The organism is Anoxybacillus sp. UARK-01, from assembly GCF_002075365.1.
GTDB lineage: Bacteria > Bacillota > Bacilli > Bacillales > Anoxybacillaceae > Anoxybacteroides > Anoxybacteroides rupiense.
Genome location: NZ_NASY01000041.1, coordinates 129,255 through 153,078, shown reverse-complemented (window position 1 = coordinate 153,078; position 23,824 = coordinate 129,255). Strand labels below are relative to the sequence as shown.

Sequence of the window (23,824 nt, the reverse complement as noted above, 5' to 3'; positions counted from 1 at the left end):
CTCATCCATGGATAAAGATTGTTTGATAGAGCCAAACAACCAAATAAACAACACATGTCAACACGAGAATAAACGCAATGACAAACCGTGTTCGAAAATAAGCAAGCAGCAGCAAGGTATTTTTCAAATCAAGCATGGCTCCATAAATAAGAAACGCTAAAATCGCGCCTGTAGAAAAGGTGTGACTAAACGAAGCAGCCACAAAAGCGTCGGCCTCCGAGCAAAGCGAGAGCAAATAAGCAAAACCCATCATCACAACAGGAGAGATGAGTTCATTGGCTCCAATTTGCAGCAATTCGTTCCGATTAAGAAACGTTTGCAATAAACTGGCTAAAAACGCGCCAATGATTAAATATTTTCCCGTGTCAAAAAATTCTTCGCTGGCATGATGCAACGTTTCTTTCCATTTATTTGTAGAATGAATATGTTCGTGCGAGGAAGAGGCTGTTGGTTTGAGCGGAGTCTTATGTTGAAAAAAGCGGTATAAAAGCAAGCCTACCAACACAGAAACGCAAAAAGCAAGGCCCACGCGAGCAAAAGCGATTTCGCTTTTTTGCTGAAACGCATAGTAGGTCGAGAGGAAAACAATCGGATTGATGATGGGCGCACTCATCAAAAATGTCATGCCAACTGCTGGCGGCATTCCTTTTTTAATCAGCCTTCTTACAATTGGAATAATCGCACACTCACAAACGGGAAAAATGATTCCGAAAAAGGCGGCAGATACAATGGCCACATACGGGTTTTTCGGAAGCCAACGCCGCAGCGTATCCTCTGAAATAAAGGTTTGAATCAAAGCGGATACAAAGACGCCTACTAAAATAAACGGAATCGCTTCTAAAACGATGCTTAAAAACATAGTATGGACAATCGCCCACTCTTTCGGCAATGTAAAATTCATATTCCCCATTCCATAAAAAAAGAATAAATATAAAAATAACAATAAAAGAACAAACGCTAGTCCATCATTGATTGCATGAGACATCGCCTTTTTCACATTCATTTCCTCCATTCATGCTCTCATTTCTTCTTAACAAATCGTAATTTTTCCTATTAACATATATACATAGATTGTCCACAAAAATATGACTATGAAATATCAATTGCTCCGTCAACATTTGTCGCCAAGTGCGCAGATGATCTGATTTCGCTAGTCGGGCGACCGTTGGAAAATTTGAATCGGTTAGCTATAAGTGTAATTTTCTCATCGTATCTCTCTATAATAAAAAACGATGAAAGCGATGAACTTATCTTGAAAAATCTATCCGATCATGGCAGCTCAAAGATAGAATGAACGATATCTATACCTCCCTTTCATTCTCGTAGTTGCTATTTTTCTTATTTTCTTGTATGATTGACGTTGTTAAAACGTAATAATTACGATTTACTAAAGAGAGGAGTTACTTATCATGAAAAAAGTGCCAGTTACTGTATTAAGCGGTTATTTAGGCTCTGGAAAAACCACCTTGCTCAATCATATTTTGCATAATCGTGAAAACAAAAAAATTGCCGTTATTGTGAATGATATGAGTGAAGTGAATATCGATGCGGAATTGATTAAACAAGGGGGATTCTCCCGAACAGAAGAAAAGCTTGTTCAAATTCAAAACGGCTGTATTTGTTGTACATTGCGCGATGATTTAATGAAGGAAGTAGAAAGATTAGTAGACGCAGGGGGAATTGATTACATCGTCATTGAATCTTCAGGAATCAGCGAGCCGATTCCGGTAGCGCAAACTTTTACCTACATAGATGAAAATTTAGGAATTGATCTCACTAAAAAATGTCGTTTAGATACGATGGTCACCGTTGTCGACGCTAACCGATTTTGGAATGATTTTTCTTCTGGAGAGAGCTTGCTCGATCGCAAGCAAGCTGTCGATGATTCAGATACACGCGAAGTAGCTGATTTGTTAATCGACCAAATCGAATTTGCTAATGTCATTTTGCTTAATAAAATCGATTTAATTCATCCCGAAGAGGCAAAAGAGCTTGAAAATATGCTAAAAAAACTGAATCCGGAAGCGAAAATCATCCCTACGACATTTGGCCAAGTAGCGTTAGACGAAATTTTAAACACGCATTTATTCGATTTCGAAAGTGCCAGCCAAGCGGCCGGCTGGCTCAAAGAGTTGAATGAAGAGCATACTCCAGAAACCGAAGAATATGGCATCTCCTCTTTTGTATATCGGAGAAGACAACCTTTTCATCCGGAACGATTTATGAAATGGCTTGAGAATTGGCCAATTGAAGTGATTCGCGCCAAGGGCTTTTTTTGGCTTGCGTCAAGAAATGATGTATGCGGCCTTCTATCACAAGCGGGCACATCGATCGTGATCCAAGGAGCGGGCGAATGGGTCGCTGCTTATCCTGAAGCTGAGCGCCAACAAATTTTAATGGAGAACCCTGAACTTCTTGAAAAATGGGATCAAACATATGGCGACCGCATGACTGAGCTCGTCTTTATCGGCATCGAGATGAATCAAGAAGAAATAGAAGATTCGTTAGACCAATGTTTACTTACCGCTCAGGAAATGAGCCAGAATTGGGAAACATTTTTCGATCCCCTCCCTGCATTTGTTGGTTCCTGATAAATGAATAAAGTTCAAATCGTAATATTTACGATTTAACACCAACCGTCTCACCTGCGGCTTCGCACAAAGAGAAATTCCTTGTCATTCCGACACTTTTATGCGTATAATAAACGTATAAAGCATAAAATAAAAATAGGACATTGGCGGCAACCAATGTCCATTCAATACACAGCTGACTGCAAGACGTGCAGCGGCCGAAAACAGGCGGTTGTAACCCACCCTCACTTAAGGCGAGCAGGGTGGGTTATTTTTTGTCTCTCGCTACAGCGATAACAGCTACCATTAATGATGCAAAAGCAATCATTAGCGTCAGTGTATCGGTCACAGATATCATCAGCGGCACCTCCCTTCTCTAAGGGAGTAGGCCGCTCCCACCCTGCATATAGCTGTGCATCTTTATTATAGCATAGATTCATCAATACAGGAATATATGTTCTTGTTTTTTATTCTATTTTTCCTCTTCCCTTTCCTTCTGCTCTTTTTCCTATTTTTTTGATTGCCTCAAACGTTTTCTTATCGATCATACCATACCGTTTCTAGATGGAACGATCATTTCTGAAAACCGACGGGCAAAGGCCCATCTATGTGAACTTGCTTTTGTCAAAACGCTTTCAGGTCCATTGATGGGATTGTCAAACGGTTCATCATTTACGCGTCTGCCCCGCCGAAACATCACATCTTCAAAGATTACGTTTCATCGATAGTGAAAGTTGATCGAACGTCAAAGAGTATTTCTATCCTTTTGCCGGCGGCGGTCACTTCCACGCCCCTTTTCTAACCAAGGTTTGATGGCAGCGGACAAACACGGTGCCATCAGTTCTAATCTACTCTCATCGCAAATAAACTTTATAACAGCAACATTAGCTTATCCATTTGAGGAGGATTGAGAAGTGTCCCGTTCCCGATTCAAAACGATCGTATTAGCCTTAGCAGCTACTTTTATTGCCGTCTCCCTCGTCTCCTTCCCGCAGGAATCCGTCAATGCTTCAAAGCAGGGACTGAAAATCTGGTGGGGGACCGTCTTTCCTTCGCTGCTGCCTTTTTTCATTATCTGTGAATTGCTGATTAATTTTGGGGTTGTAAAATTTATCGGTGTTATACTTGAACCTCTCATGAAGCCCCTATTTAAGGTTCCCGGCGTCGGGGGATTTGTATGGGCGATGGGAATGGTTTCTGGCTTTCCGACAGGCGCAAGACTCACTGTACTATTGCGGCAAGAAAAACAACTCAGTAAAGTGGAGGCAGAAAGGTTGGTCTGTTTTACAAATTCATCCAGTCCACTTTTTATCATCGGTGCCGTATCCATCTCGTTTTTTCATAATGCACAGCTTGGCGCCGTCTTGATTTTATCGCATTATTTAGGAAACATATGTATTGGCCTTATGATGAGGTTTTACGGAAAGGAGCAGCCACAAGATCCAAAGGAGGCCAGAGACGAAGCACTATTGCGCAGAGCCTTTTCCGCCTTGCATACCACACGTATGAAAGAAAAAAGACCGATTGGCAAGCTGCTCGGGGATGCCGTCATCTCTTCTGTTCATACTTTATTAATGATCGGCGGTTTTATCATTTTGTTTTCTGTCATCAATAGGCTGCTATCGAGTCTACATATTACCCAGTTTTTAGGAGAACTAGTAGCATATGCGCTTCGTTTGTTCCATTTGCCAGAAGCATTGAGCACCCCTCTTATATCCGGCTTATTTGAGATCACGTTAGGCGGGCAAATGACAAGCCAAGTCCAGGGAGTCTCTTTAATGCATAAAGCCATTATTATAAGCTTTATTCTTGCTTTCAGCGGTCTTAGTGTACAAGCTCAAGTCGCCAGCCTTTTAGCACAAAGCGATATCAGCTTTAAGCCTTTTTTCATTTCTCGCATTATTCACGGATTTTTAGCAGGATTTTTTACTTTTCTTTTATGGGAACCCGTCTATCATGCCAACAGCTCGGCCCATGCTTTGCCGGTTTCCTTATTCGCTCAAGAAGGATGGTTTTACGGCAACTTTTTAACCTTAATGAATATAGGTCCTGCGCTCACCATTATTACTCTAATGATTTATATCATCATTTTTATCAAAAGAATGAAAAATGTCTAAGTGAGCAGCCGATCTCCTTGCGCCCCATCTGCAAGGGGATTTTCTTTGCAAATACCTTTTGGAAAAGAAAGTAATGGATTTTTTCCGATCTCTACAAACTTTTCATGAATCGCTCATCGTAGGCAAGGGGCAAAATGAGCTTTGTCTCCCCTTTTTAAGCAGCTGATTTTCCCGATCGAACGGGCTTGAAAACGGTTAGACAAGATAAAAACGGGCGAAGCTAAAAGAAGACCGTGAGCGGACGTGCGAGGCCAGTGACGCGAGATGAAAGCGAAATGATCTGTCTGTATTCATCTCCGACGACAGCCGGGGAGGTAGGCCTACAAACGTTTTCCTCATCTCCATCTTCCTCATTCTATAGCAGCTGCCGCGATTGACCACCAACTATTTCGGGAAATGATTGAAATAAAAACGATGATCATTTAACATGGTAATAAAGCGTACAATGCCGTTGCGCTCCAAGCACAGAAGCAGCTGAAACATAAACATATGGGTGGAAGTGATCAGCACGGTTCAAACGCTAAAAAAATAAAACGATGAACTTTAGGAGTCGCAAGTGAATGAAAAAGTTTTTTTATCAAATGTTCGTATGGCTATTTTGTCTCTATTTATTTATTCTCACGAAAATGGTCTTATTTAAATATGTCTCTTGGAAAGAAATGATCTACCATTTCGACTTCAGCGCCATTCAAAACCAATGGCATTCAAGCAACTTTACTCCCCTGAAAACCATTATTTTTTATTTATTCTTTGCCGATGTCAATTTAAACATTAAAATTGAAAACTTAGCTGGAAACATTATCGGTTTTATTCCTTTCGGATGGATGCTTCCATTGCTGTCGACACGCTTTCGCAGCTTTTCTGCTACCATGCTTGCAACCTTGTGTTTAAGCTTTACATACGAAGTGATGCAGCTATTATTTGAATTAGGAAGCTTTGACATCGATGATTTAATTTTAAATACGTTAGGCGGAATGCTTGGCTATAGTTTAAGCCGACTCATTCAGCCAATATGGCACCCAAAAAACATGTGGCTTAAGCAGGCCACAGCTCACCGCAAAGAGGAAAAAGTGTAACATTTTCAGCTGTCAGTTTCCGCGTAATAAATGCCGCCTGTCTATTTTTGAGACGATTTGGCAGCTGGGCCATCCCCATGCCTTCGCTCAGCCTCATCAAAAAAACATACTAAGTTTTGCAGGAGTTTTTCTTCTTTTCCATCTAGAGGCTGTGTGTGATCCTTTTCCGGAGTAATCATTTGATTGCTCATAAACAATCGTCCTTTCTGTCAAGTCTTGTCGTAACTTTACTTTACTAGAAGACAAATTTTTATGCTCTTTTTAAAATAAAAAAATGGGGGCAACAAAAAGCCAGTTACCTTTGACTTTTTATTGTCCCTGCCTTAGGCATATGTGATCATGCTTTATGATTCGTACTCATTTCTTGCCGCAGCTGATTTTTCCAGCAACAGCGCTTCTTTAACAAAGACGAAGCGCGGCTTAGCGGACGGCTCTCATCCTACACAAAAGATGATCCGATCTTCTAAAGAGCCTCTCCCGCTTGTTTTTTGGTTTGGTTAATCGCCAGCCAGCTATATACTAACGCGACGATATAATAAATCAATCCCGGTAAACGGAAATGGAACAGCTTAAAGATCAGATCAAGGATGATCGGCAAGGATAATGAATAAATGCTCAAGCTGTATAGCCGGCCAAAAGACAAGTTCGCTTTTTGTAGCTTAGAAATCATCAGATTGATAATTGCTAAAAATAAAGCGCTGAATATTTTGCCAATGAAAAAGCCGATCCAAGCAATCACTGCCACAATGGGAGCAAGCCATTTTAAATATGGCAAAAAGCCGACCAGATCTTGTTTATCAAACGTTACGCCTTGAAAATCGCGAAATAAGAAAACTTGTGTTTGCCCTCCAGCTTGCTTGCTAATCATCCGGTCCTTTAAAATCAGCACTCCCGACGAGTACGGATTTAAACGATCTTCTGTTGTTTGGCCCGTTGTATCGATAATGACAGCGCCATTTTTAGAATCATCCAACACAATCGGCATCGTTCCTTCTACATTCAACTCTCCGTTTTGAAAGGTGAATTCCGGGATTTTGCTTTCTAATGTTCCGGTAAAATGACCGATGCTTTGATTAAATTGATAGCCGACAATGATGCTATTCAGCGTGCCAAACAAAAGCGCAAATAAAAGCAAATATAAAAAAGCTTTTCCTGCGCCTTGCGCCACCATGTCCGGATAACGTCTGACATCCCCTACGCTATAGCTCAATTTTTTAAAAAAGTTCATTCCTCATGCACTCCTTCGAATTTCATAAATAGACGGCATTCGCTCCAGCTTTAAGGGACAGGAACCGTATGCTCATGTTTTCCATCAGCTGATCTCCGGTTTGAAACATAGATCACATGCTGCAACACATTCCATATTTTTTAGTTCTCAACCTCGCCGCTTATCTTCCATAATATTAACGTTCAAAACGCAAAAAGGTTTCAATCGATATTGAATTTTTTGTAATAAATGAAAAAGTTCCCTTTACAGACGAGTGAAAACGCGAATCGGACAACAGAATTTTATAAGCAGACAAGCATCTTCTTTCTTTGCCCGCACTATTAAAAACGGAGAGCGATACACATCAAACAGCTGCATCATGAACCGTCATTTTCTTTCTCCGTTTTAGAGAGGATGAATAATCTGACAAGCATCGTGCACGCTAAACATAAAAAAAGAAAGGTTTTATTATATATGAAAAACAGATGGATCACTTTATTCGCTCTCAGTGTCTGGTCAGTTGCGGGGATGGGCATCCAACCGATTGAAATCGTCCATCACGCGATCGCCCAAACCGAAATGCCACCATATGCCAAATGGGGAAGACTCGCTCTTCAAAAAACAAAGGAAAAATATCCAAACGCCCAAATCGTCGACTACCTCCATATTGGCCGCGACCAACAAGCGAATGTGACGACGGAAAAATTTAAGCTATGGCTGAGAACCAACCAGAAAGAATTTGGTGTTTTTGTCAATATCCAATTTAACACCGCAACAGAGCGAGTAATAGGCATTACCTTTCAAGAAACGCCAAGATAAACGGCGCGGTGATTTGACCGCGCCGTTTTCGGTTCACTTGATTCTTATAAATCAAATTACTCACTCGGATACTTGCAATTGTATGAGATATTTCGGTGTCAAATGTTCAGACTGAACAATCATCGCGGCTATTCCTTGATCGCTTCCCGATTCGTGCCATTCGCCTTGTTCCCAAAACACCGCCTCTCCACTTTTGACAAACACTTTTTTGCGATCCGCCCCCGTCACTCAGCCTTCCCCCTGTACAAGAAGAAACAGCTGCGGCACTGGCGCTTCATGATAGCCGACCACTCCGTTCGCTTCAATGTACATGCAGCCGATGACGGCAGATTCGGTTAGTTTCGTTATTCTCGTATAGCTCGGTAACTTGGAGTTGTATTTTGTCATGGCGGTGCCGGCTTTTTTAGCAAATGTGAATAGGTTCATCATACAAGTCCTCCCAACGTTCTCTTCGCCTTTTCGAACATTCAACAGATAGAAAGAAAATCCTGCTTCCAATCGACAATCGCTATGTTACTGCCTATTTTTCTTACGGTACTATAAAATTTCGTTTTCACTGTTGATTCCGTTAAGCCAGTGGCAGAAGCAATTTCAGCAAAAGTATATTCACCAAACAATTTAAGACGGAAAATTTGCTGGGCAGACGCTTCAAACGTATTCAACACCGCTAAAATCCGCTCAACCTCCTCCTTGTATTCCAGCTTCAATGTAAAATCTTCTTCTTGTCCTAACTCGTGATCGATCTCCGTCACAATTGGTTGCTGTTTGTAATATTTTGAACGATAGTAGTCGATCGTTTGATAAGTGGCAATCCGATATAACCACGTTCGAAATGACGCCTTTCTCTCGTCATACGAATGGATCGAACGAAGCATGCTGATAAACGCTTCCTGGGTTAGATCCATTGCTAAATCCTTGTTTAATGTCTGCCTGTAAATATAAGCATATAGATCCTTATAATAAAAACTGACAAGTTGGTTAGCGGCATCGCGATCTCCTTTTTTGACCTTGGTAATCCATTCCTTTATTTTCTCCATTGACTTCTACTCCTACTTCTTTCAAAGGCTAGCCTTTCATTCATATATTCGTCATTTATTAGAAAATAGTTTGAAAGTTTCTCCATTTTATTTCAAAAAACATAGCTGTTATGTTCTAAATGTCACTTGACATTTGCATTGATTGATAGAAAGTTTAGGTCGTGTTTCGACGATCAGGAGTCAGTACTCTAGTACGCTTTGGCGTAACAAAAGCAAGTCACCGCCTTGCCTCCCACCTCCGCTCTACTTTTGAATGAACAATAAATTCCATTTATATGTAATATAACATTTAAATAATCCCCCAGTTGTCAAAAAAACGGTCCTCCGTTCTTGTTAAACAGTCGAGCCCCCTTTTTCCCATTCAAATCTGCCATCATTTTTTGCTTCCAAAAAACGTTTTTTCTAAACAGAAAGATAGGTAGCTATACACGAACATATGTGCTATAATCAAATAGATAGTGGCCATACACAAGCAAGCCTAGAATCGTTTCTTTATCTTGAGATGGGAGGAAAATCAATGAATCACCAAATCATTGAAAAAGATCGTTTTCAAGTAGTGGGAATCAAGCGGACATTTTCGCTAGTCAATGGAGAGAATCATACAGGGATTGCTAAGATGTGGGAGGAAGTTCATCAAAACGGCACCGTTAAGTTATTATCATCACTGAACAACGGCTCATTAAAAGGCTTGATCGGTGTATGTACCGCACACAGCGATGACCAGTCAGGACAAACGATCGATTATTGGATAGCCGCAGAGTATAATGGCGAGGTGCCTAACGGGCTGTTGGCGTTAGAAATACCCGCTTCTAAATGGGGCATATTTGAGGTGCGCGGATCGATGCCGGAAGCGATACAAAAAGCATGGGAGCAAATTTTTTCAGAATGGTTGCCATCCCAGCATTACAAGCTTGCAGGCACGCCGCAATTAGAAGTATATCCGGACGACGATCCAACCAGCCCTGATTTTTATTCCGAAATATGGGTTCGTCTTCAATGAAGAGCGTTTGTTATTGAGGCTGTATGTGCATAAAATGGCTGACAAATCCCCCATACTAAAATGATAGAGGGGGTGAAAGTGATGAGTGAAAAAGTGGTAGCAGTCCGAAAAAATGGCGATGGCGATATTGTTGAGCTCAAGCTATCTTCTGGACGGATTGTCGATTACAAACAGGCACAAGTGATGGCACAAAACGGCGAGATCGAGGGTGTAAACACATTTAGAGGGAAGGACGGCGACTGGCATCTGCGTAGCAATGCCGATGGAGATCCAAGCAACAATCTCGATAACTTGCCGACATTTTAAAATGAAAACGGCACTGTTTCGAACGGCACTTCGAATGATGAGTCATGATTTCTACGTTTGAGGTGCCGTTCGTTCTTTGGGCCTTTTTAGTAAGGTTATGGAAATGATGGAGTCACTGATATAAAATCGTTGAATAGTCGGCAAGCCATTCGCTTGCCGCTGGGATATGCCCACCGGTCATTGATCACTTATTTTCTGATTCAATATGCTTAAGCTTTGTGTGAAGATATGATCGAATCTCCTCTATGTTTTTCAGCTCTCGCTTTGGAATAATATAAGCGCTGACAGCACTATTATAGAGATAAAAGCTGTGCCGGTCTTCCTTGAAAGCCTTTATGCCTCCCCAGCTTACTTTTGTTTCTCCGTAAGAAGTCGAGTCAACGATTCCTTCTTCTGTCATCACAAGATGATGCTCTCCTAATAACCCTTCATTATTTCCATCTTTCATCATTCTCTTTGCGCTGCGAATAATGGCTCGATCAAAGTAACTCGGATAAAAAATCACCCATAAAACCGCCACAATCGAAAATGTAATCAGCAATCCTAAAAAGGAAGCATGGCCGATTTCAGCAAATACCCAGGCAACCAAAAGAAAAAGAACGGGAGGGATAACTCGCTGAATCGCCAACGTTCTCCGGGCTGCTTTCGAATGCTTGATATGAAACAAATTAAACTGCACATAATCTTCTTCCGTTAACCGATAACGAATTTCCATGATTTTGTCTCCTTCCCTATGCTGCAATAGAAAAATCATTGTCTCGCGTTTTTAAGCATTTTTTAGCGTCACGATTGTTAGCTTGTGCCAAATGCTTGTCCACTTCTTCCTCCGCACTCGTTCTTCATACATTTGAGCCCGTTTTTTTCGTTTCACAAAAATATGGAGTTGGCTTGACAAGAAGCTGACAAACATCTTCGACTCCCCAAGGTGCCGCCAAGACAACAACGCCTTTTTCATCAAGCCTTACCCCTAGAGCAGTGGCAGTTTCCGGAAATTTGGACATGGCATCGACGGAAGATAAATAAGGAGATCCGCCATTTATTGCATGCATTCGCGCCTGATTTTTCACCGACCATGGACGATCGGGGAGGAGATGGTACAGCTTCTGTTCCAGCTTCTTTTCTGCCGCTTTCTCCGTATGCTTGCGGTCAAAATAAATGACATCGATATCTGGAAGCGGCGTTCTTTCTTGAAATCCATGCAGCACATCCCAAATTTTCGCACGGACAAATCCGGCACACACCCACCAATCGGGCAAATTCAGCGACTGTACGGCTTGCAATGTTTCCATCATCCACTCGTCCTTCTGAATCCTTTGGATGATATCACGTTCGTTTTTCATCACGGTATCCATTATTTTAGCTCCTCACCTCGCCAACACTTTGCCCGAAGCACAGACAAAAGAGCCATTGCTGCACTTCCGGCACCCGCAGTCATAAAAAGCATTGTAAAATAATGCCCACCGATCGTCGGGGAATCGGCTACGATCGCCCCCAGTATCCAAAATAGCAGACTGCCGGCATAAAACAAGCGAAATCTTTTGTTGCTTCTCCGGCATAGCCAATACCCTGTTAGCATCACTATATAAATAATGCTCAATGCCATAAGCAAAGGAAAAGCAGGCTTGAATTTAGCAGCATAAATAAAATGATCGAGCTGTGAAATATCGCTGCTATTGGTGATGGAACCATGGAGCATCTGTGAAAAAAAAAGCAGAATACTTCCACTCCCATGGGTTAGACCTTATTTCGCTTCCTTCGTACCAAGAAGCAAGAGTGGAAAAAACAAACACAAAAAAGGCGAGAATATACTGAATCATCCAGCTCACTGCCTTGTTCCCCCCTTGTAAATGGAAATAGGTCGCTATTGCATCCATTACCATTTAAGCATATATACGGGAAAATAAACAAGATATTTCGATTCATACCACCTCATAAACAAGCTCCTATGTCACAATCGCAAACGTTCCATTCGAATCTCCATAAGAAATCATTACGATTCACATAAGATCCAACGTTTCGCCTAACACGCTATGTCCGATGCTACTCAAATTTTCCAAGAATAAAAAACGTAATAGAATCTCGATTAGTGCTACAGTAAAAAAAGAAAATTAGCCTCCCCAATGCCCCTTAACTCACCAAGTACTTATTGATCGCTAGCTGCTCTGTCTTGTTTATGTATGCGGTAGTAACGGAGCGTTAAAATGACATCATCAAAATCAAGATAAGCCCTCTCCGTTTTCTGAATCCCTGCTTGCGTTTTGGTTACGTGAAAAGGGAGTGTTCACCTACAGAAGCTTCTCCATATAATATTCATCGACATATTGCCCGTCGATTTTCAGCGAATGGCGTTTGATTCCCTCCTGAACAAATCCCATTTTTTTATAGAGAGAAATCGCGGGGACATTGTCTGTCACAACTGTCAGCTCCAAACGATGGATCCCTTTTGTCCTCGTCCAGCGCTCCAATTCTGTAAATAGCATCGTGCCAATTCCTTTTCCCCGATAGGAAGCATGCAAACCGACAACGATATATACAGTATGACGATTGCGCTTAGCACGTCCGCCTCTTGCCACTAAATAACCGATGAGCTCCCCTTCTTCTGTCTCCACCAAAAAAATCGCGGCATTTTCTTCATGCTCGATCGCCTCAAGCTGGCGGCGCTGCTCTTTAACCGTAAGCGGCCGTTCCCCCGCTTCAAACAACAAATAGGCTGATTCGCGCTCTACTTGCAAAATCAACGCTGTTAATCGTTCGGCATCATCCACCTTTGCCTGCCGAATGTTCACTCCCATCCCCTCCTTCTAAATAGATCTGTGCCAAATTCGCGCTGCGATAACGAGCGAACGCCGTCTTTGCTTTACGAAATCCTGATTGAATATAAAACGGTTCGTTTCCTATCGTCGAAATAAGATGAATGCATGAAATGGCGTCAAGCTGTTCGAGCAGATCTTTCATGATCGCTTTTCCAATACCTTTACCTTGATAATCGCGGTGAACGACGACATCATAAATCGCCGCATTGAATACGCCGTCTGACAGAGCGCGGCCAAATCCAACCAGACGGCCGGAGCAAAAAGCAAGCGCTACTATATGACTCGCTTGAAAAACTCGTTGAATGATTGGCCCTGTATGCTTAACCCAGCCAACAGATTCATAGATTTCTCTCATCTTTGTCCAATTCGCATTTGCGATATCACGCACAATCTGAACATGTTCCATTATTCTCTTACTCCTTGTCCTTACTTGAAGCTCTCTAACTTTCTTTTCATGCCTTTCAATGTCCGGTTTTGCATCCATATACTAACAATGAGAAGCACTAATATTCCCGAAACCATAAGCGTAGAAGCAAACGAAAGGAGCGAGCACTAGATATGCGGCGTCAAATCTCCATTCATAGGAACCCTCCTTTTTCATCGCCTTCTGCTTTCCAGAATATTCTACATCATTTGCCAATTTCCTTCCGGTTTGTATTGCATTTTCTCACAAATCTCCGTATGATGGTAAATCATATCATGTTGGAAGAAAGGGTGCAGAACATTGACAAAACAACTGCCTCCAGGGCAATTTGCAACGGAGAAATGGCCGATTCTTCACGAAGGCGATGTATACGAGTTTCATGAGGCTACATGGAAATTCACATTATTCGGCGAGGTGAAAGAAGAGGTTTCTCTTTCTTATCAGCAAGTTATGGAATTGCCAAAAACGATCTCAACCATTGATATGCATTGCGTCACAACATGGTCCAAGTTTGACACGACATTTGAGGGCATTGCTTTTCGCGAATTTTTGCGTTTCGTCGAGCTGAATCCAGACGTCGCTTATGTCAAAGTTTATGGATATTTAAACGGCGATCCCTTCGGCTATTCAGCCAATTTGCCTCTTCATGCTCTCATGGGAGATGACGCGCTTTTTGTGTACCGATGGAAGGACCCTCATCACGATTGGCAAGAGATCTCGCCAAAGCACGGCTATCCGCTGAGGTTCATTCCCCCTGCTTCTTTTTATTTATGGAAAGGGGCGAAATGGGCGACCGGCATCCGTTTTATGAAAACAGATGAGCCTGGCTATTGGGAAGTGAGAGGTTATTCAATGACAGCGAACCCATTTCAAGAGGAGCGGTTTTCCGATTCAACGCTGTCGAAGCTTTAACAAAAAGGCTACGTTCGTAAACGCAGCCTTTTTGCGGCTCAGATGCGGCTTGCCGCTCGTTTATGCAGCCATGGACGAAGCCGGAGAAAAAGAAGCATAAAGACAACGGTTATAAACACGCCTTTTAAGGCATTAAATGGAAAAATCGCGGAAACAATGAGCGCTTTCGCTTCCGGGGCGCTCATTGCCGGCGAACCGAGAAAAATGGTATAGGCCGGCAGAAAGATATAATAGTTCAATACGCTCATCGCCGTTGCCATCACGATGGTGCCAGCCACCAAACCGATGACCATTCCCTGTTTTGATGCTGCTTTACGATAAATATAATAGGTCGGTAAAATAAACGTTATTCCAGCCATAAAATTCGCAAAATGACCGACTGGAACGCCAGTCGCGCTGCCGACAAGGAAATAGTTGAGCACATTTTTAAATAATTCGACGAGCATCCCAGCAATCGGTCCATACATTAGAGCAGCGACTAATGCTGGAACATCGCTAAAATCAACAAGCAAAAAAGGAGGAAATGACGGAAGCGGGAAATTGAGCAGCATCAATAGATAAGCGATGGCGCTAAACAATCCAATCGCCGCAAAAGCGGATACGTTCATGTTTTTCATGGTGATTCTCCTCTCCTTCTCGTGACTCATCCTCACAAGAAGAAGGCTGCCGACTGACCATAAAAAACCCCTTAAGCCTAAACGCTTAAGGGAGAATAGCAGGCATGCGCAAAGAGACGTTCAAGCGCAACCGCCGAACGCCGGCAAACCTTCATCTTCTCCCATCCAGACTATAACTGTCGGCTCCGGAATTGCACCGGATCCTGCCTTGCGGCTCGCGGGCTTAGAAGCTTATTCGCTTCATCACCGCCGGTCGGGAATTTCGCCCTGCCCCGAAGATGAATCAATCTAAATTTTATTTATTCCATTTATACTATACATGTTTTGCTGAATATTGTCTATGCATAAAGCTTCGCTTCTTAACGTTCAGGCTTTTATACATTTTCCACGATCAACCGCCGAGATAACATCATTCATTCGTAAATTCATCTACTCGGCTGCAGAAACACCCCCTGTTCAGAGCTCTTGTCACTCATTCGCATCAGAAAGCTTGTATCCGATGATCAATGGTCTAAATCAGGATTCCATTTTTTCTTGAAATAAGCGTTTTATGATAAAATAACATCGGAAAAAGATAGCAAATCATAAGGAGATGGACGATATGAAACAAGAAATCATTGAGCGCTTGACTAGATATGTGAAGGTGAATACCCAATCTGATCCAAACAGCGACACGTGCCCTTCAACTCCAGGTCAGCTCGAACTAGCCAATATGCTGGCAGAAGAGTTAAAAGCGATCGGCATGACAGAGGTGACGGTTGATCAAAATGGCTATGTGATGGCCACACTGCCGGCCAATACAGAGAAAGAAGTGCCGACGATCGGATTTTTGGCACATTTAGATACGGCGACCGAGTTTACGGGGGAAAATGTTCATCCGCAACTGATTGAAAGCTATGACGGAGGCGATATCATCTTAAATCACGAGCTTTCTATTGTTCTTTCGCCCGCCGATTTTCCTGAACTCGCTGGCTACAAAGGACATGCCTTGATCACAACCGATGGAACGACCTTGCTAGGAGCCGACAATAAAGCGGGCATTGCTGAAATTATGACAGCGATGGCGTATCTTATTCAGCATCCAGAAGTGAAGCACGGCGAAATTCGCGTCGCTTTTACACCGGATGAGGAAATCGGCAGAGGTCCGCATAAATTCGATGTGGACGCTTTTCGGGCGAAATACGCTTATACAGTGGACGGAGGACCGCTTGGCGAACTAGAATATGAAAGCTTTAATGCCGCACAAGCGAAAATTATCTTTAAAGGAAAAAACGTGCATCCTGGTACGGCTAAAGGCAAAATGGTCAACTCCATCAAACTGGCCATGGAATTCCATAGCCAGCTGCCAGCTCATGAAGCGCCGGAGCACACTGAAGGCTATGAAGGATTTTATCATCTGTTATCCTTTCAGGGAGATGTCGAAAAAACCACTCTTTCCTATATTATCCGCGATTTCGACCGAAACGCATTCGAAGCACGAAAAACAAAAATAACGGAACTGGCTGCACAGTTTCAAGAAAAATATGGTAAAGAGCGTGTCGAATGGGAAATAAACGATCAGTATTACAATATGAGAGAAAAAATTGAACCAGTGAAAGAAATTGTCGACATTGCATATGAAGCGATGGAAAACCTCGGCATTGAGCCAAAAGTTTCGCCGATCCGCGGCGGCACTGACGGTTCTCAGCTCTCTTACATGGGCTTGCCTACGCCAAACATTTTTACAGGCGGAGAAAACTTCCATGGCCGTTATGAGTATATTTCTGTCGATAATATGGTCAAAGCAACGCAAGTCATTATCGAAATTGCGAAACTGTTTGAACAAAAAGCCTAACATCTTACATAAAAAGAAAACAAAAGGGCATTGGCCGCCGGGCATGTCCTTTTGTTTTTTCTATGCGTTCCATATATATGCCTTAGATTGGGACAGCATGTCGCTCTTTTCGCTCAGACTGCGCAGCTATATTACTTAAAGAATCAATATTGTTGTCATTCAGCTGGGCTGCTTTCGCCGCTGGACGTGTCGTTTTTGGAACGATTCGCGACAAAAAAGCGATGCGTTTATTAGGAATCGGATTGATTTTTTTAACATTGCTGAAATTGGTATTTATCGATCTGCCGATTGTTTCTTTATTGATGCGCTCTATCCTGTTCATCGGACTTGGCAGCATTGGCATCATCATTTCACGCCTGTTTTATAGACAGCAAAAACGATAAACAAACAAGCCGCTTCTTGCTGCATAAGCGGCTTTCTTTTTTCTCATACTATTAACGCAATCTTTTAACGTTTAGATTTAGGGCGGTTGTGCCGCCTGACTCCTATCATTCATTGGTCTGTAGAATCACCGTGTTGTTTGGCCGCGTTCATATGATCGAAAAAATCCAATACGCTCCTTTTTTGAATCGCTTTGTTCCATTTTCAAATTAGATGGAGCAGGCCGCAACGATACGATGGCAAGGAGGGCATGATATGGCTACATCCCAACATCTAAAAGAACATCTCGTTTTGCTATTCTTGGTGACTGCCGCATTGATATGGTCAGCGGTCAAGCCTGCAAGCTATTTAACATGGCTGCTGGAAGTCAGTCCTGCTATTGCAGGGTTGCTTATTGTGATCCTCCTCTATCGCCGCTTTCGCTTGACCACCCTTTCATATGCTATTATTTCACTTTTAGCCATCAGCATGTTTATCGGGGGGCATTATGTTTATTCCAACGTTCCCTTGTTTAATTGGGTGAAAGACACGTTCGATTTAGAACGCAATCATTATGATCGTTTCGGTCATTTTTTAAAGGGGTTATTTGCCATCGTGCTCAGAGAAATTTTACTACGGAAAACCTCGCTGACACGAGGCGGATGGCTATTTTTGATTGTGATGAGCATGATGCTGGCGATTGCCGCATTGTATGAAATCATTGAATGGATAATCGGGCAATTGGCCAAACAGGTAAAGCAAGTGCAAGATTTTCTGGGCACCCAAGGTGACATATGGGATACACAATGGGATATGCTGTTTTGTCTCATCGGCTCCATATTAGCTTGGTTGGCTCTTTCAAAAATCCATAACCGGTTTTTAAAAAAACCCCTTTAGCCCATTCCCGCTTCATACAAATCCCAAATTCTTATCTGGCGTTTTTTTTAATGCATGGTAAAATAAAATCATGCATGAATTTGAACAAGTAAAGGGTGTATGAAGATTGGTGACAAAGCTATTGATTTTAATCGCCGCTTACCTTCTTGGTTCCATTCCCTCCGCGCTCATTGTCGGAAAAGTCGGGTTTGGCATTGATATTCGCGAGCATGGGAGCGGAAACTTGGGCGGCACAAATACGTTTCGGGTACTCGGTGTCAAAGCAGGATTGATTGTAACGATCAGCGATATTTTAAAAGGAACGCTCGCCGCTAGCTTACCGGTGCTGTTTCATGTAGACATTCATCCGCTCATTGCCGGAGCGCTGGCAGTGCTTGGACATACATACCCGATTTTCGCCGGATTCCGTGGCGGAAAAGCCGTTGCTACTTCGGGGGGAGTCTTACTGTTTTATTCGCCATTTTTATTTTTCACACTGTTAGTGGTCTTTTTTCTTGTACTATATCTTTCAAAATATGTCTCTCTCTCCTCGATGCTGGCGGGAGTTTACGCGATTATTTATACGATTTTCTTTACTAATGACATTCCGCTGAGGATCGGCGTTACTTTGCTCGCTCTCTTTGTTTTTTATCGCCATCGCGCCAACATTAAGCGAATTATAAATAAAACGGAACCAAAAATCAAATGGCTATAAATGCTCACAGGGCTGTCCCATTCACTCGGGCAGCCTCTTTTGCGGATCCTGCGACGATCGGATGATCGGGATGATCACATTCGTTCTTTTTCAAACAATAGACGCACAAGATCAATGAAAGGAGTTTTATTTGTTGAAATTACCGGAGCCATTTCGCGAAAAAATGAATCGACTCTTACAGGAAGAAGCGCTTCCCTTCTTTCATACATATGAAGAAAACAAAACGAACGGGCTTCGTTTGAATCCCCTTAAAATAGAGCGAAGCACCTTTTTAGAACTGATGCCGTTTTCCTTATCACCTGTTCCATTTTGTTCGACCGGCTTTTACTATGATGCTGCGGAACAGCCGGGAAAACACCCGTATCATGCGGCCGGCCTTTATTATATTCAAGAACCAAGCGCCATGTTTGTCGCTGAAGCATTGCGTCCTGAACCAGGAGAAAGAGTGCTTGATCTTTGTGCAGCTCCCGGAGGGAAGACGACACAACTGGCAGCTATGATGAACAATACCGGCTTTTTGCTTGCGAATGAGATTCATCCAAAACGCGTCAAAGCACTATCAGAGAATATTGAGCGATTGGGCATCACCAATGCGCTTGTCACAAACGAAACGCCAGAAAAGCTGGCAGAGCGCTTCACAGGATATTTTGATAAAATTTTAGTTGATGCGCCTTGTTCAGGTGAAGGAATGTTTCGGAAGGATGAGGAGGCCATCCGTTATTGGAGCGAAGCGCATGTAGCGCAATGCGCCAGCAAGCAGCGCCACATTTTGTCCTGTGCCTATCGCATGTTAAAAGAAGGAGGCATTCTTGTTTATTCGACATGCACGTTTTCTCCAGAAGAAAACGAGCAAACGATCGAAGCGCTTCTTGCAGAATATGAGGATCTGATTTTATTGCCGATTGATAAAACAGCGGGCATTCAGCCAGGAAGACCGGAATGGACAAATACTCATATGAAAGAAATGGCGAAAACAGCACGGCTTTGGCCACATTATTTAAAAGGAGAAGGACATTTTGTTGCTAAGCTGCAAAAGACAGGAAGATCCAACCAATGGAATGGAAAAACCGTTGCTTCCAACCTTTCCAAATCGGCGCAGCGTGACTATCAAGCATTTGCAAAAGAGGTGTTAAAAACCGAAATCACCCACACCATTTATGCATTTCAACAACAGCTATTTGCGCTGCCAAAGGATTGCCCGAATTTTGAGGGATTAAAAGTGGTGCGAGCGGGCTTGCATTTAGGAGAGTTAAAGAAACATCGCTTTGAGCCGAATCATGCGCTCGCCTTAGCCTTAAAAAAAGAAGTGGTCGCTCATTCGCTCGATTTAAACAGCAGCGACCAAGAGCCGATCATGAAATATTTGCGCGGCGAAACGCTTGAAACAGGCGGAGACCGCGGCTGGACTATGGTCATGATTGACGGCTACCCGCTCGGCTGGGGAAAGGAAGTAAAAGGAACGCTGAAAAATTTTTATCCAAAGGGGCTAAGAATTTAGGGGCTGTAGCTAGTTAGCTTTCGGAAGCCCCCTTTTTGATTCATCTGAACCTCTCCCGCCTCCACTCCGTTAAAAGATGGGAAACTTCTCGGTGGATTTTGTAAAAAAATGCGCAAAAAAAATCGTCCTTTCTTTGCTCAACAACATTTTCAGAAAGGACGATTTTTGATGAGCAAGCAAATGAAGTGACCCACTTGCAATTTCCCGTCCCAAACGTTTTTGAAAACGTCCATGAAACCAAAATGCCGCCAAACCAAGACGAGAATGAAACCAAGATGTTCATCGACAGACAAGCGAAGCAAATCACGCAACATAAACATATTGGTTAACCGCTCGTCTCCTTTTGTTATTTTACTGGAACGGTTAACGCAAACACAATTTTGTCATGCTCTAGATCAAATTCTTTTGCCGTAATGCGATATCCATTTTTTAACTGGATATTGGCTAAATCAATATAAATTCGGTGAGCATCGGGCTCAATCATGACTTCATCAGGCAGTTTCGCATGCTTTTGCAAATATGACAGCGTATAGTTCACCGGAAGCTGCCATTCTCCTAACGATAAATCCGGATCTCTTAGTTCTAAATTGCCGCCTTTCACGATTTTAGGCACAAACGAAACCGTTAAGTCCACATTTCTGCTAAAAAGCGGGACTTGACTCGCCACATACACACGATCATCAATCCAAACCCGATACGAAAGCGAACTATTTTTTGTTTTTTCTTTCAGATAGTCATTCAGCAAAATATTGACATCTTCTTTTGATGAATGAACGAGAAATGTTGCTCCCTTTACAGCTTTTGGGGTCGGAAGCTTTGTTGAAGACGGCTGAAGAATAAGACACAGTAAACTTACCACAATGACCATATTGATTGCTAATAATCCAAAAAAAGCGACTTTCCATTTCATTGTTCCATACTCCCTAACAAATGTTCATAGACACGTTCAGCAATTTTTTCATATCCTAATTCATTCGGATGAAATTGATCATCGTAAAGCAAATCATCACGGTTATCGAATAAATCCTTCACATCGACAAAAATCGTTCGATCATATTTGCTTAAAACCGCTTGGCTTCCGCGGTTCCACATATCGATCACCTCATCGATTTCAGGAACGTCTTGAAGCGGGCTTGAGAATGGATTATACACCCCAACAAGAACAATCGTAGCATGTGGATTCAGCGCGCGCAGCGATTGCATGAGCCGGTCTAATTTGGCAGCAAAGCTTTTCTGATTTTTCTCAAATAAATCATAGGTTAAATCAAACAAATGAGAACGGACAACTTTCATAATATCGTTACCACCGATCGTGATCAACACCATATCGGCTTCCCTTATCTCTTGTTCGTGAGACTGAATGACATCCTGCAATTGTGAAAGACGTAAGCCTCTTTTTCCTAAATTCGTGACCGTAACAGAGCGAACTCCCTTATTATGCAATAATTTTTCTTTGAGATCAAAAACATAGCCGCCCTGATGGTCTCGATCTCCTACTCCTTCCGTTAATGAGTCGCCAAAAGCCACCACATTCCAATCCCGAGGGATAAAATCCTGGTCGATTATTAAACGACTCGGAAGACCGATTTGCCGCAATGGAATATTTTCCATTTTCATCGCTTCCGTGGCTGAGCATCCCCCACTTAGAAGCAGTGACAAAAACAGAAGTCCCCATTTTTTCATTTCTTTCACCTTCCTAGAAAAAGGAAAACACGAAGAGGCAAAAATGCCACCACATTTTTGCCTCTTTATGATGATTGCAAAATTTTAATATGCTCTAGAATTTTCTTGTATGGAACGTTGTTCATTCCATTATAATACTGAACCACTTTTCCTTTTTGATCGACTAAATAGAAACTGGTTCCGTGGATGACCTGGCTTTGGTTTGCTGGCTTTTGTACAATCGTTTTAAAATTCTTTTGGGCGAAAGCTTCAATTTCTTGCTGAGTGTATCCCGTCAGCAAATGCCAATGACGAGTGTCAGCATCAAATTTCTCAATATATGCTTTTAATTGCTCCGGATGATCGTTTTCCGGATCCACACTAAAAGAAACAAATTCAACCTCTAATCCCTCTTCTTTGGCCATTCGCTGCAGCTTCGCCATATTGGCCGTCATTGGCGGACATACATCCGCACAGCGAGTAAACATAAAATCAGCTACCCATACTTTCCCTTTTAGGTCTTTTAAGCCAAACGGTTGATTATTCTGATCCGTAAAGGTAAAAGACGCAACCGGCCAGTTTTGGGCATCAGGGATCTTTTTACTGCATGCAGCTGTGAATAACAAAAGTATGCTTATAAGCACAATGGCACTTGTTTTTCTCATCGCTAAATCCACCCGTTTTCATTTCCTCTTTCATTTTACCAAATGTTTCATGATTTATTCAACGTAGTACATAAAACCAATCGCACCTGCACCTGTATGAATCGAAACAATCGGCGTCGTATATACTATGTCAATCTGCTCATAGCCAGTTGCCTCAACAATAGATTGCCTTAAGCGATTCGCCAACGTCAACGCATCAGCATGGGCAATGCCGATCGCACGAATCGTTTTGCCGGTCGCATCCTCGACCAGCCGTTGTGTGAAATAGCTGACGATCTGTGAATAGCTCCGCGCTTTCATCACAGGCGTATAGATGCCATCCATCAGCGCCGCAATCGGCTTGATGTTCAGCAATGAGCCGAGCAACGCTTTGCCGCGTCCAATTCGGCCCCCCTTCACTAAATGGTCCAACGTGTCAACAGCTATGTAGAGATGCGTGCCGCAACGGACTTTTTCAAGATGCTGAATAATATCAGCGCAGCTCTTCCCTTCTGCCGCTTGCTTTGCTGCTTCTATGACCTGGAATCCTAGGGCAAGCGAGATAAATTGCGAATCAACAACTGTCACATTTGCCTGTGACATGGCCGCTGCCTGTCTTGCCGATTGCACCGTCCCACTTAGCGCGCCAGCCATATGAATCGAAAGGATTTCACATCCATCTTCTCCCAAACGGTTATATAGCTCCAGAAAGCTTCCTATTGAAGGTTGAGAACTTTTCGGCAGCTCGTTTGCTTGGGCCATTTTTTTCATAAATTCTTCTGATGTGATATCCAAACGATCTGTATAGACTTTGTTGTCCATTGTAAAAGTGAGCGGAATCACTTCAATTCCATACCTATTTAATGTTTCAGTAGGAACATCTACTGTCGAATCCGTTACAATTTTGATTTTGCTCATTATTTCACTTCCTGGAGTTAAGGCTCATTGAACATTATACAATGAAACGAGTGAAATGCCTATAATAAATGCAAAAAAAGTTGCTTTGCTTTGGCAAAGCAACTTTTTCATATGATGCTTATGCATTATTTTTTAAAATATCTGTCTTGAAAATTTGTTCATAGACAGGCCATTTCAACACTCTTTTTAAATGATCCCTAAACGAATAAACACAACGGGCTTCCCGAGACCAATAGACCTTTGCTATCAGCGTCTCTAAACGTGATTGAACAATAAAGCGATAGGTGTTATCTTCCTCCAATACTGGAATCTCAATAATTTTTACCTTCTGTCCATAAGCATTCTTGAACTCCAGGCTTTTGAGTAGCAAAATATCAATCCTCTTTTTTGACCGATTTATTATTATTATACACGAAATC

At 42.4% G+C, this 23,824-nt stretch carries 30 protein-coding genes, 1 pseudogene and 1 riboswitch; of the genes and pseudogenes, 12 read left to right on the top strand and 19 right to left on the bottom strand.

Annotation, left to right across the window (positions count from 1 at the left end):
* Position 1: 1 nt before the first annotated feature.
* Positions 2-1,003: a permease gene (locus tag B6A27_RS09520; protein ID WP_236631829.1), complete on the bottom strand. Its 1,002-nt coding sequence runs from the start codon at positions 1,001-1,003 to the stop codon at positions 2-4.
* A gap of 406 nt (positions 1,004-1,409) precedes the next feature.
* Between B6A27_RS09520 and B6A27_RS09515 the strand changes: the two genes are divergently transcribed.
* Entirely contained in the window at positions 1,410-2,591 is a 1,182-nt protein-coding gene (locus tag B6A27_RS09515; RefSeq protein WP_080861940.1) for a GTP-binding protein, read from the top strand.
* A 247-nt stretch (positions 2,592-2,838) separates the two neighbouring features.
* On the opposite strand, the gene B6A27_RS19085 is transcribed toward B6A27_RS09515, so the two are convergent.
* Positions 2,839-2,928: a putative holin-like toxin gene (locus B6A27_RS19085; RefSeq protein WP_231734645.1), complete on the bottom strand. Its 90-nt coding sequence runs from the start codon at positions 2,926-2,928 to the stop codon at positions 2,839-2,841.
* Between the two features lie 556 nt (positions 2,929-3,484).
* On the opposite strand from B6A27_RS19085, the gene ylbJ reads away from it, so the two are divergent.
* Both ylbJ and B6A27_RS09505 read left to right on the top strand, forming a co-directional pair.
* Positions 3,485-4,687 (top strand): sporulation integral membrane protein YlbJ, encoded by a 1,203-nt coding sequence (ylbJ, locus tag B6A27_RS09510; protein WP_080861937.1) that lies wholly within the window; start codon positions 3,485-3,487, stop codon positions 4,685-4,687.
* A 560-nt stretch (positions 4,688-5,247) separates the two neighbouring features.
* A complete protein-coding gene (locus B6A27_RS09505; RefSeq protein WP_063504914.1) occupies positions 5,248-5,763 on the top strand; it encodes a VanZ family protein in 516 nt (171 codons plus the stop codon).
* 41 nt (positions 5,764-5,804) lie between these two features.
* On the opposite strand, the gene B6A27_RS18640 is transcribed toward B6A27_RS09505, so the two are convergent.
* On the bottom strand, positions 5,805-5,954 hold the full coding sequence (locus B6A27_RS18640) for a hypothetical protein (RefSeq protein WP_161491039.1): 150 nt from the start codon (positions 5,952-5,954) through the stop codon (positions 5,805-5,807).
* 272 nt (positions 5,955-6,226) lie between these two features.
* Positions 6,227-6,991: a DUF1189 domain-containing protein gene (locus tag B6A27_RS09500; protein ID WP_080861934.1), complete on the bottom strand. Its 765-nt coding sequence runs from the start codon at positions 6,989-6,991 to the stop codon at positions 6,227-6,229.
* Positions 6,992-7,498: 507 nt separating this feature from the next.
* On the opposite strand from B6A27_RS09500, the gene B6A27_RS09495 reads away from it, so the two are divergent.
* Positions 7,499-7,789 carry a YqzG/YhdC family protein gene (locus B6A27_RS09495; RefSeq protein ID WP_044743510.1) on the top strand — a complete coding sequence of 97 codons (291 nt, stop codon included), beginning with the start codon at positions 7,499-7,501 and terminating at the stop codon, positions 7,787-7,789.
* Between the two features lie 60 nt (positions 7,790-7,849).
* On the opposite strand, the gene B6A27_RS19080 is transcribed toward B6A27_RS09495, so the two are convergent.
* The 3 genes from B6A27_RS19080 to B6A27_RS09485 are packed head-to-tail and all read right to left on the bottom strand — an operon-like array spanning position 7,850 to position 8,826.
* The gene (locus B6A27_RS19080) at positions 7,850-8,017 is read right to left on the bottom strand and encodes a hypothetical protein (protein WP_236546418.1); all 168 of its coding nucleotides are present in this window, start codon (positions 8,015-8,017) and stop codon (positions 7,850-7,852) included.
* Positions 8,018-8,218, bottom strand: coding sequence for a hypothetical protein (locus tag B6A27_RS19075; protein ID WP_236631828.1), 201 nt, complete (start codon positions 8,216-8,218; stop codon positions 8,018-8,020).
* Between the two features lie 38 nt (positions 8,219-8,256).
* Entirely contained in the window at positions 8,257-8,826 is a 570-nt protein-coding gene (locus B6A27_RS09485) for an RNA polymerase sigma factor (protein ID WP_080861931.1), read from the bottom strand.
* A 517-nt stretch (positions 8,827-9,343) separates the two neighbouring features.
* On the opposite strand from B6A27_RS09485, the gene B6A27_RS09480 reads away from it, so the two are divergent.
* Positions 9,344-9,826, top strand: coding sequence for a GyrI-like domain-containing protein (locus tag B6A27_RS09480; RefSeq protein WP_066149267.1), 483 nt, complete (start codon positions 9,344-9,346; stop codon positions 9,824-9,826).
* 81 nt (positions 9,827-9,907) lie between these two features.
* The gene (locus tag B6A27_RS09475; protein WP_183186186.1) at positions 9,908-10,132 is read left to right on the top strand and encodes a DUF3892 domain-containing protein; all 225 of its coding nucleotides are present in this window, start codon (positions 9,908-9,910) and stop codon (positions 10,130-10,132) included.
* Between the two features lie 184 nt (positions 10,133-10,316).
* Here the strand turns inward: B6A27_RS09475 and B6A27_RS09470 are convergent, their stop codons facing one another.
* From B6A27_RS09470 to B6A27_RS09450, 6 genes and pseudogenes are all read right to left on the bottom strand, one after another.
* Positions 10,317-10,847, bottom strand: coding sequence for a YcxB family protein (locus B6A27_RS09470; RefSeq protein WP_080861929.1), 531 nt, complete (start codon positions 10,845-10,847; stop codon positions 10,317-10,319).
* A 51-nt stretch (positions 10,848-10,898) separates the two neighbouring features.
* Positions 10,899-11,472 (bottom strand): annotated as a pseudogene (locus tag B6A27_RS09465) (nucleotidyltransferase family protein).
* Between the two features lie 11 nt (positions 11,473-11,483).
* Positions 11,484-11,828 carry a DUF4306 domain-containing protein gene (locus B6A27_RS09460; RefSeq protein ID WP_255375091.1) on the bottom strand — a complete coding sequence of 115 codons (345 nt, stop codon included), beginning with the start codon at positions 11,826-11,828 and terminating at the stop codon, positions 11,484-11,486.
* Complete coding sequence (locus B6A27_RS19235; protein ID WP_255357510.1) at positions 11,803-11,949, bottom strand: DUF4306 domain-containing protein; 147 nt, start codon at positions 11,947-11,949, stop codon at positions 11,803-11,805. The genes B6A27_RS09460 and B6A27_RS19235 overlap by 26 nt, the downstream gene beginning before the upstream one ends.
* 468 nt (positions 11,950-12,417) lie before the next feature.
* A complete protein-coding gene (locus B6A27_RS09455) occupies positions 12,418-12,918 on the bottom strand; it encodes a GNAT family N-acetyltransferase (RefSeq protein ID WP_080861926.1) in 501 nt (166 codons plus the stop codon).
* Positions 12,890-13,351, bottom strand: coding sequence for a GNAT family N-acetyltransferase (locus B6A27_RS09450; RefSeq protein ID WP_236631827.1), 462 nt, complete (start codon positions 13,349-13,351; stop codon positions 12,890-12,892). Before B6A27_RS09450 ends, B6A27_RS09455 begins: the two co-directional genes overlap by 29 nt.
* A 318-nt stretch (positions 13,352-13,669) precedes the next feature.
* Here B6A27_RS09450 and B6A27_RS09445 point away from each other — a divergent pair, with 318 nt between their 5' ends.
* Entirely contained in the window at positions 13,670-14,281 is a 612-nt protein-coding gene (locus B6A27_RS09445; RefSeq protein WP_066149261.1) for a molybdopterin-dependent oxidoreductase, read from the top strand.
* Positions 14,282-14,319: 38 nt separating this feature from the next.
* Here B6A27_RS09445 and B6A27_RS09440 read toward each other — a convergent pair whose 3' ends face one another.
* Positions 14,320-14,898: an ECF transporter S component gene (locus B6A27_RS09440; protein WP_080861923.1), complete on the bottom strand. Its 579-nt coding sequence runs from the start codon at positions 14,896-14,898 to the stop codon at positions 14,320-14,322.
* A 149-nt stretch (positions 14,899-15,047) separates the two neighbouring features.
* Positions 15,048-15,182, bottom strand: a riboswitch (FMN riboswitch).
* A gap of 317 nt (positions 15,183-15,499) precedes the next feature.
* Here B6A27_RS09440 and pepT point away from each other — a divergent pair.
* From pepT to B6A27_RS09415, 5 genes are all read left to right on the top strand, one after another.
* The gene (gene pepT / locus B6A27_RS09435; RefSeq protein ID WP_080861920.1) at positions 15,500-16,732 is read left to right on the top strand and encodes a peptidase T; all 1,233 of its coding nucleotides are present in this window, start codon (positions 15,500-15,502) and stop codon (positions 16,730-16,732) included.
* A gap of 152 nt (positions 16,733-16,884) precedes the next feature.
* The gene (locus B6A27_RS09430) at positions 16,885-17,115 is read left to right on the top strand and encodes a DUF2339 domain-containing protein (RefSeq protein WP_080861917.1); all 231 of its coding nucleotides are present in this window, start codon (positions 16,885-16,887) and stop codon (positions 17,113-17,115) included.
* A gap of 253 nt (positions 17,116-17,368) precedes the next feature.
* Positions 17,369-17,989, top strand: coding sequence for a DUF2238 domain-containing protein (locus B6A27_RS09425; RefSeq protein ID WP_080861915.1), 621 nt, complete (start codon positions 17,369-17,371; stop codon positions 17,987-17,989).
* A gap of 109 nt (positions 17,990-18,098) precedes the next feature.
* Positions 18,099-18,683 carry a glycerol-3-phosphate 1-O-acyltransferase PlsY gene (plsY, locus tag B6A27_RS09420; protein ID WP_066149338.1) on the top strand — a complete coding sequence of 195 codons (585 nt, stop codon included), beginning with the start codon at positions 18,099-18,101 and terminating at the stop codon, positions 18,681-18,683.
* A 163-nt stretch (positions 18,684-18,846) separates the two neighbouring features.
* Positions 18,847-20,181 carry an RsmF rRNA methyltransferase first C-terminal domain-containing protein gene (locus B6A27_RS09415; RefSeq protein WP_236631830.1) on the top strand — a complete coding sequence of 445 codons (1,335 nt, stop codon included), beginning with the start codon at positions 18,847-18,849 and terminating at the stop codon, positions 20,179-20,181.
* 346 nt (positions 20,182-20,527) lie between these two features.
* On the opposite strand, the gene B6A27_RS09410 is transcribed toward B6A27_RS09415, so the two are convergent.
* From B6A27_RS09410 to B6A27_RS09390, 5 genes are all read right to left on the bottom strand, one after another.
* A complete protein-coding gene (locus B6A27_RS09410; protein ID WP_080861909.1) occupies positions 20,528-21,091 on the bottom strand; it encodes a YpmS family protein in 564 nt (187 codons plus the stop codon).
* Positions 21,088-21,864, bottom strand: coding sequence for an SGNH/GDSL hydrolase family protein (locus B6A27_RS09405; RefSeq protein ID WP_080861906.1), 777 nt, complete (start codon positions 21,862-21,864; stop codon positions 21,088-21,090). The genes B6A27_RS09410 and B6A27_RS09405 overlap by 4 nt, the downstream gene beginning before the upstream one ends.
* 65 nt (positions 21,865-21,929) lie before the next feature.
* A complete protein-coding gene (locus B6A27_RS09400) occupies positions 21,930-22,508 on the bottom strand; it encodes an SCO family protein (protein WP_066149247.1) in 579 nt (192 codons plus the stop codon).
* Positions 22,509-22,562: 54 nt separating this feature from the next.
* A complete protein-coding gene (locus tag B6A27_RS09395) occupies positions 22,563-23,405 on the bottom strand; it encodes a DegV family protein (protein WP_080861904.1) in 843 nt (280 codons plus the stop codon).
* 118 nt (positions 23,406-23,523) lie between these two features.
* Positions 23,524-23,775, bottom strand: a complete 252-nt coding sequence (locus B6A27_RS09390; RefSeq protein ID WP_080861902.1) for a YpmP family protein — start codon at positions 23,773-23,775, stop codon at positions 23,524-23,526.
* Positions 23,776-23,824 lie beyond the last annotated feature (49 nt).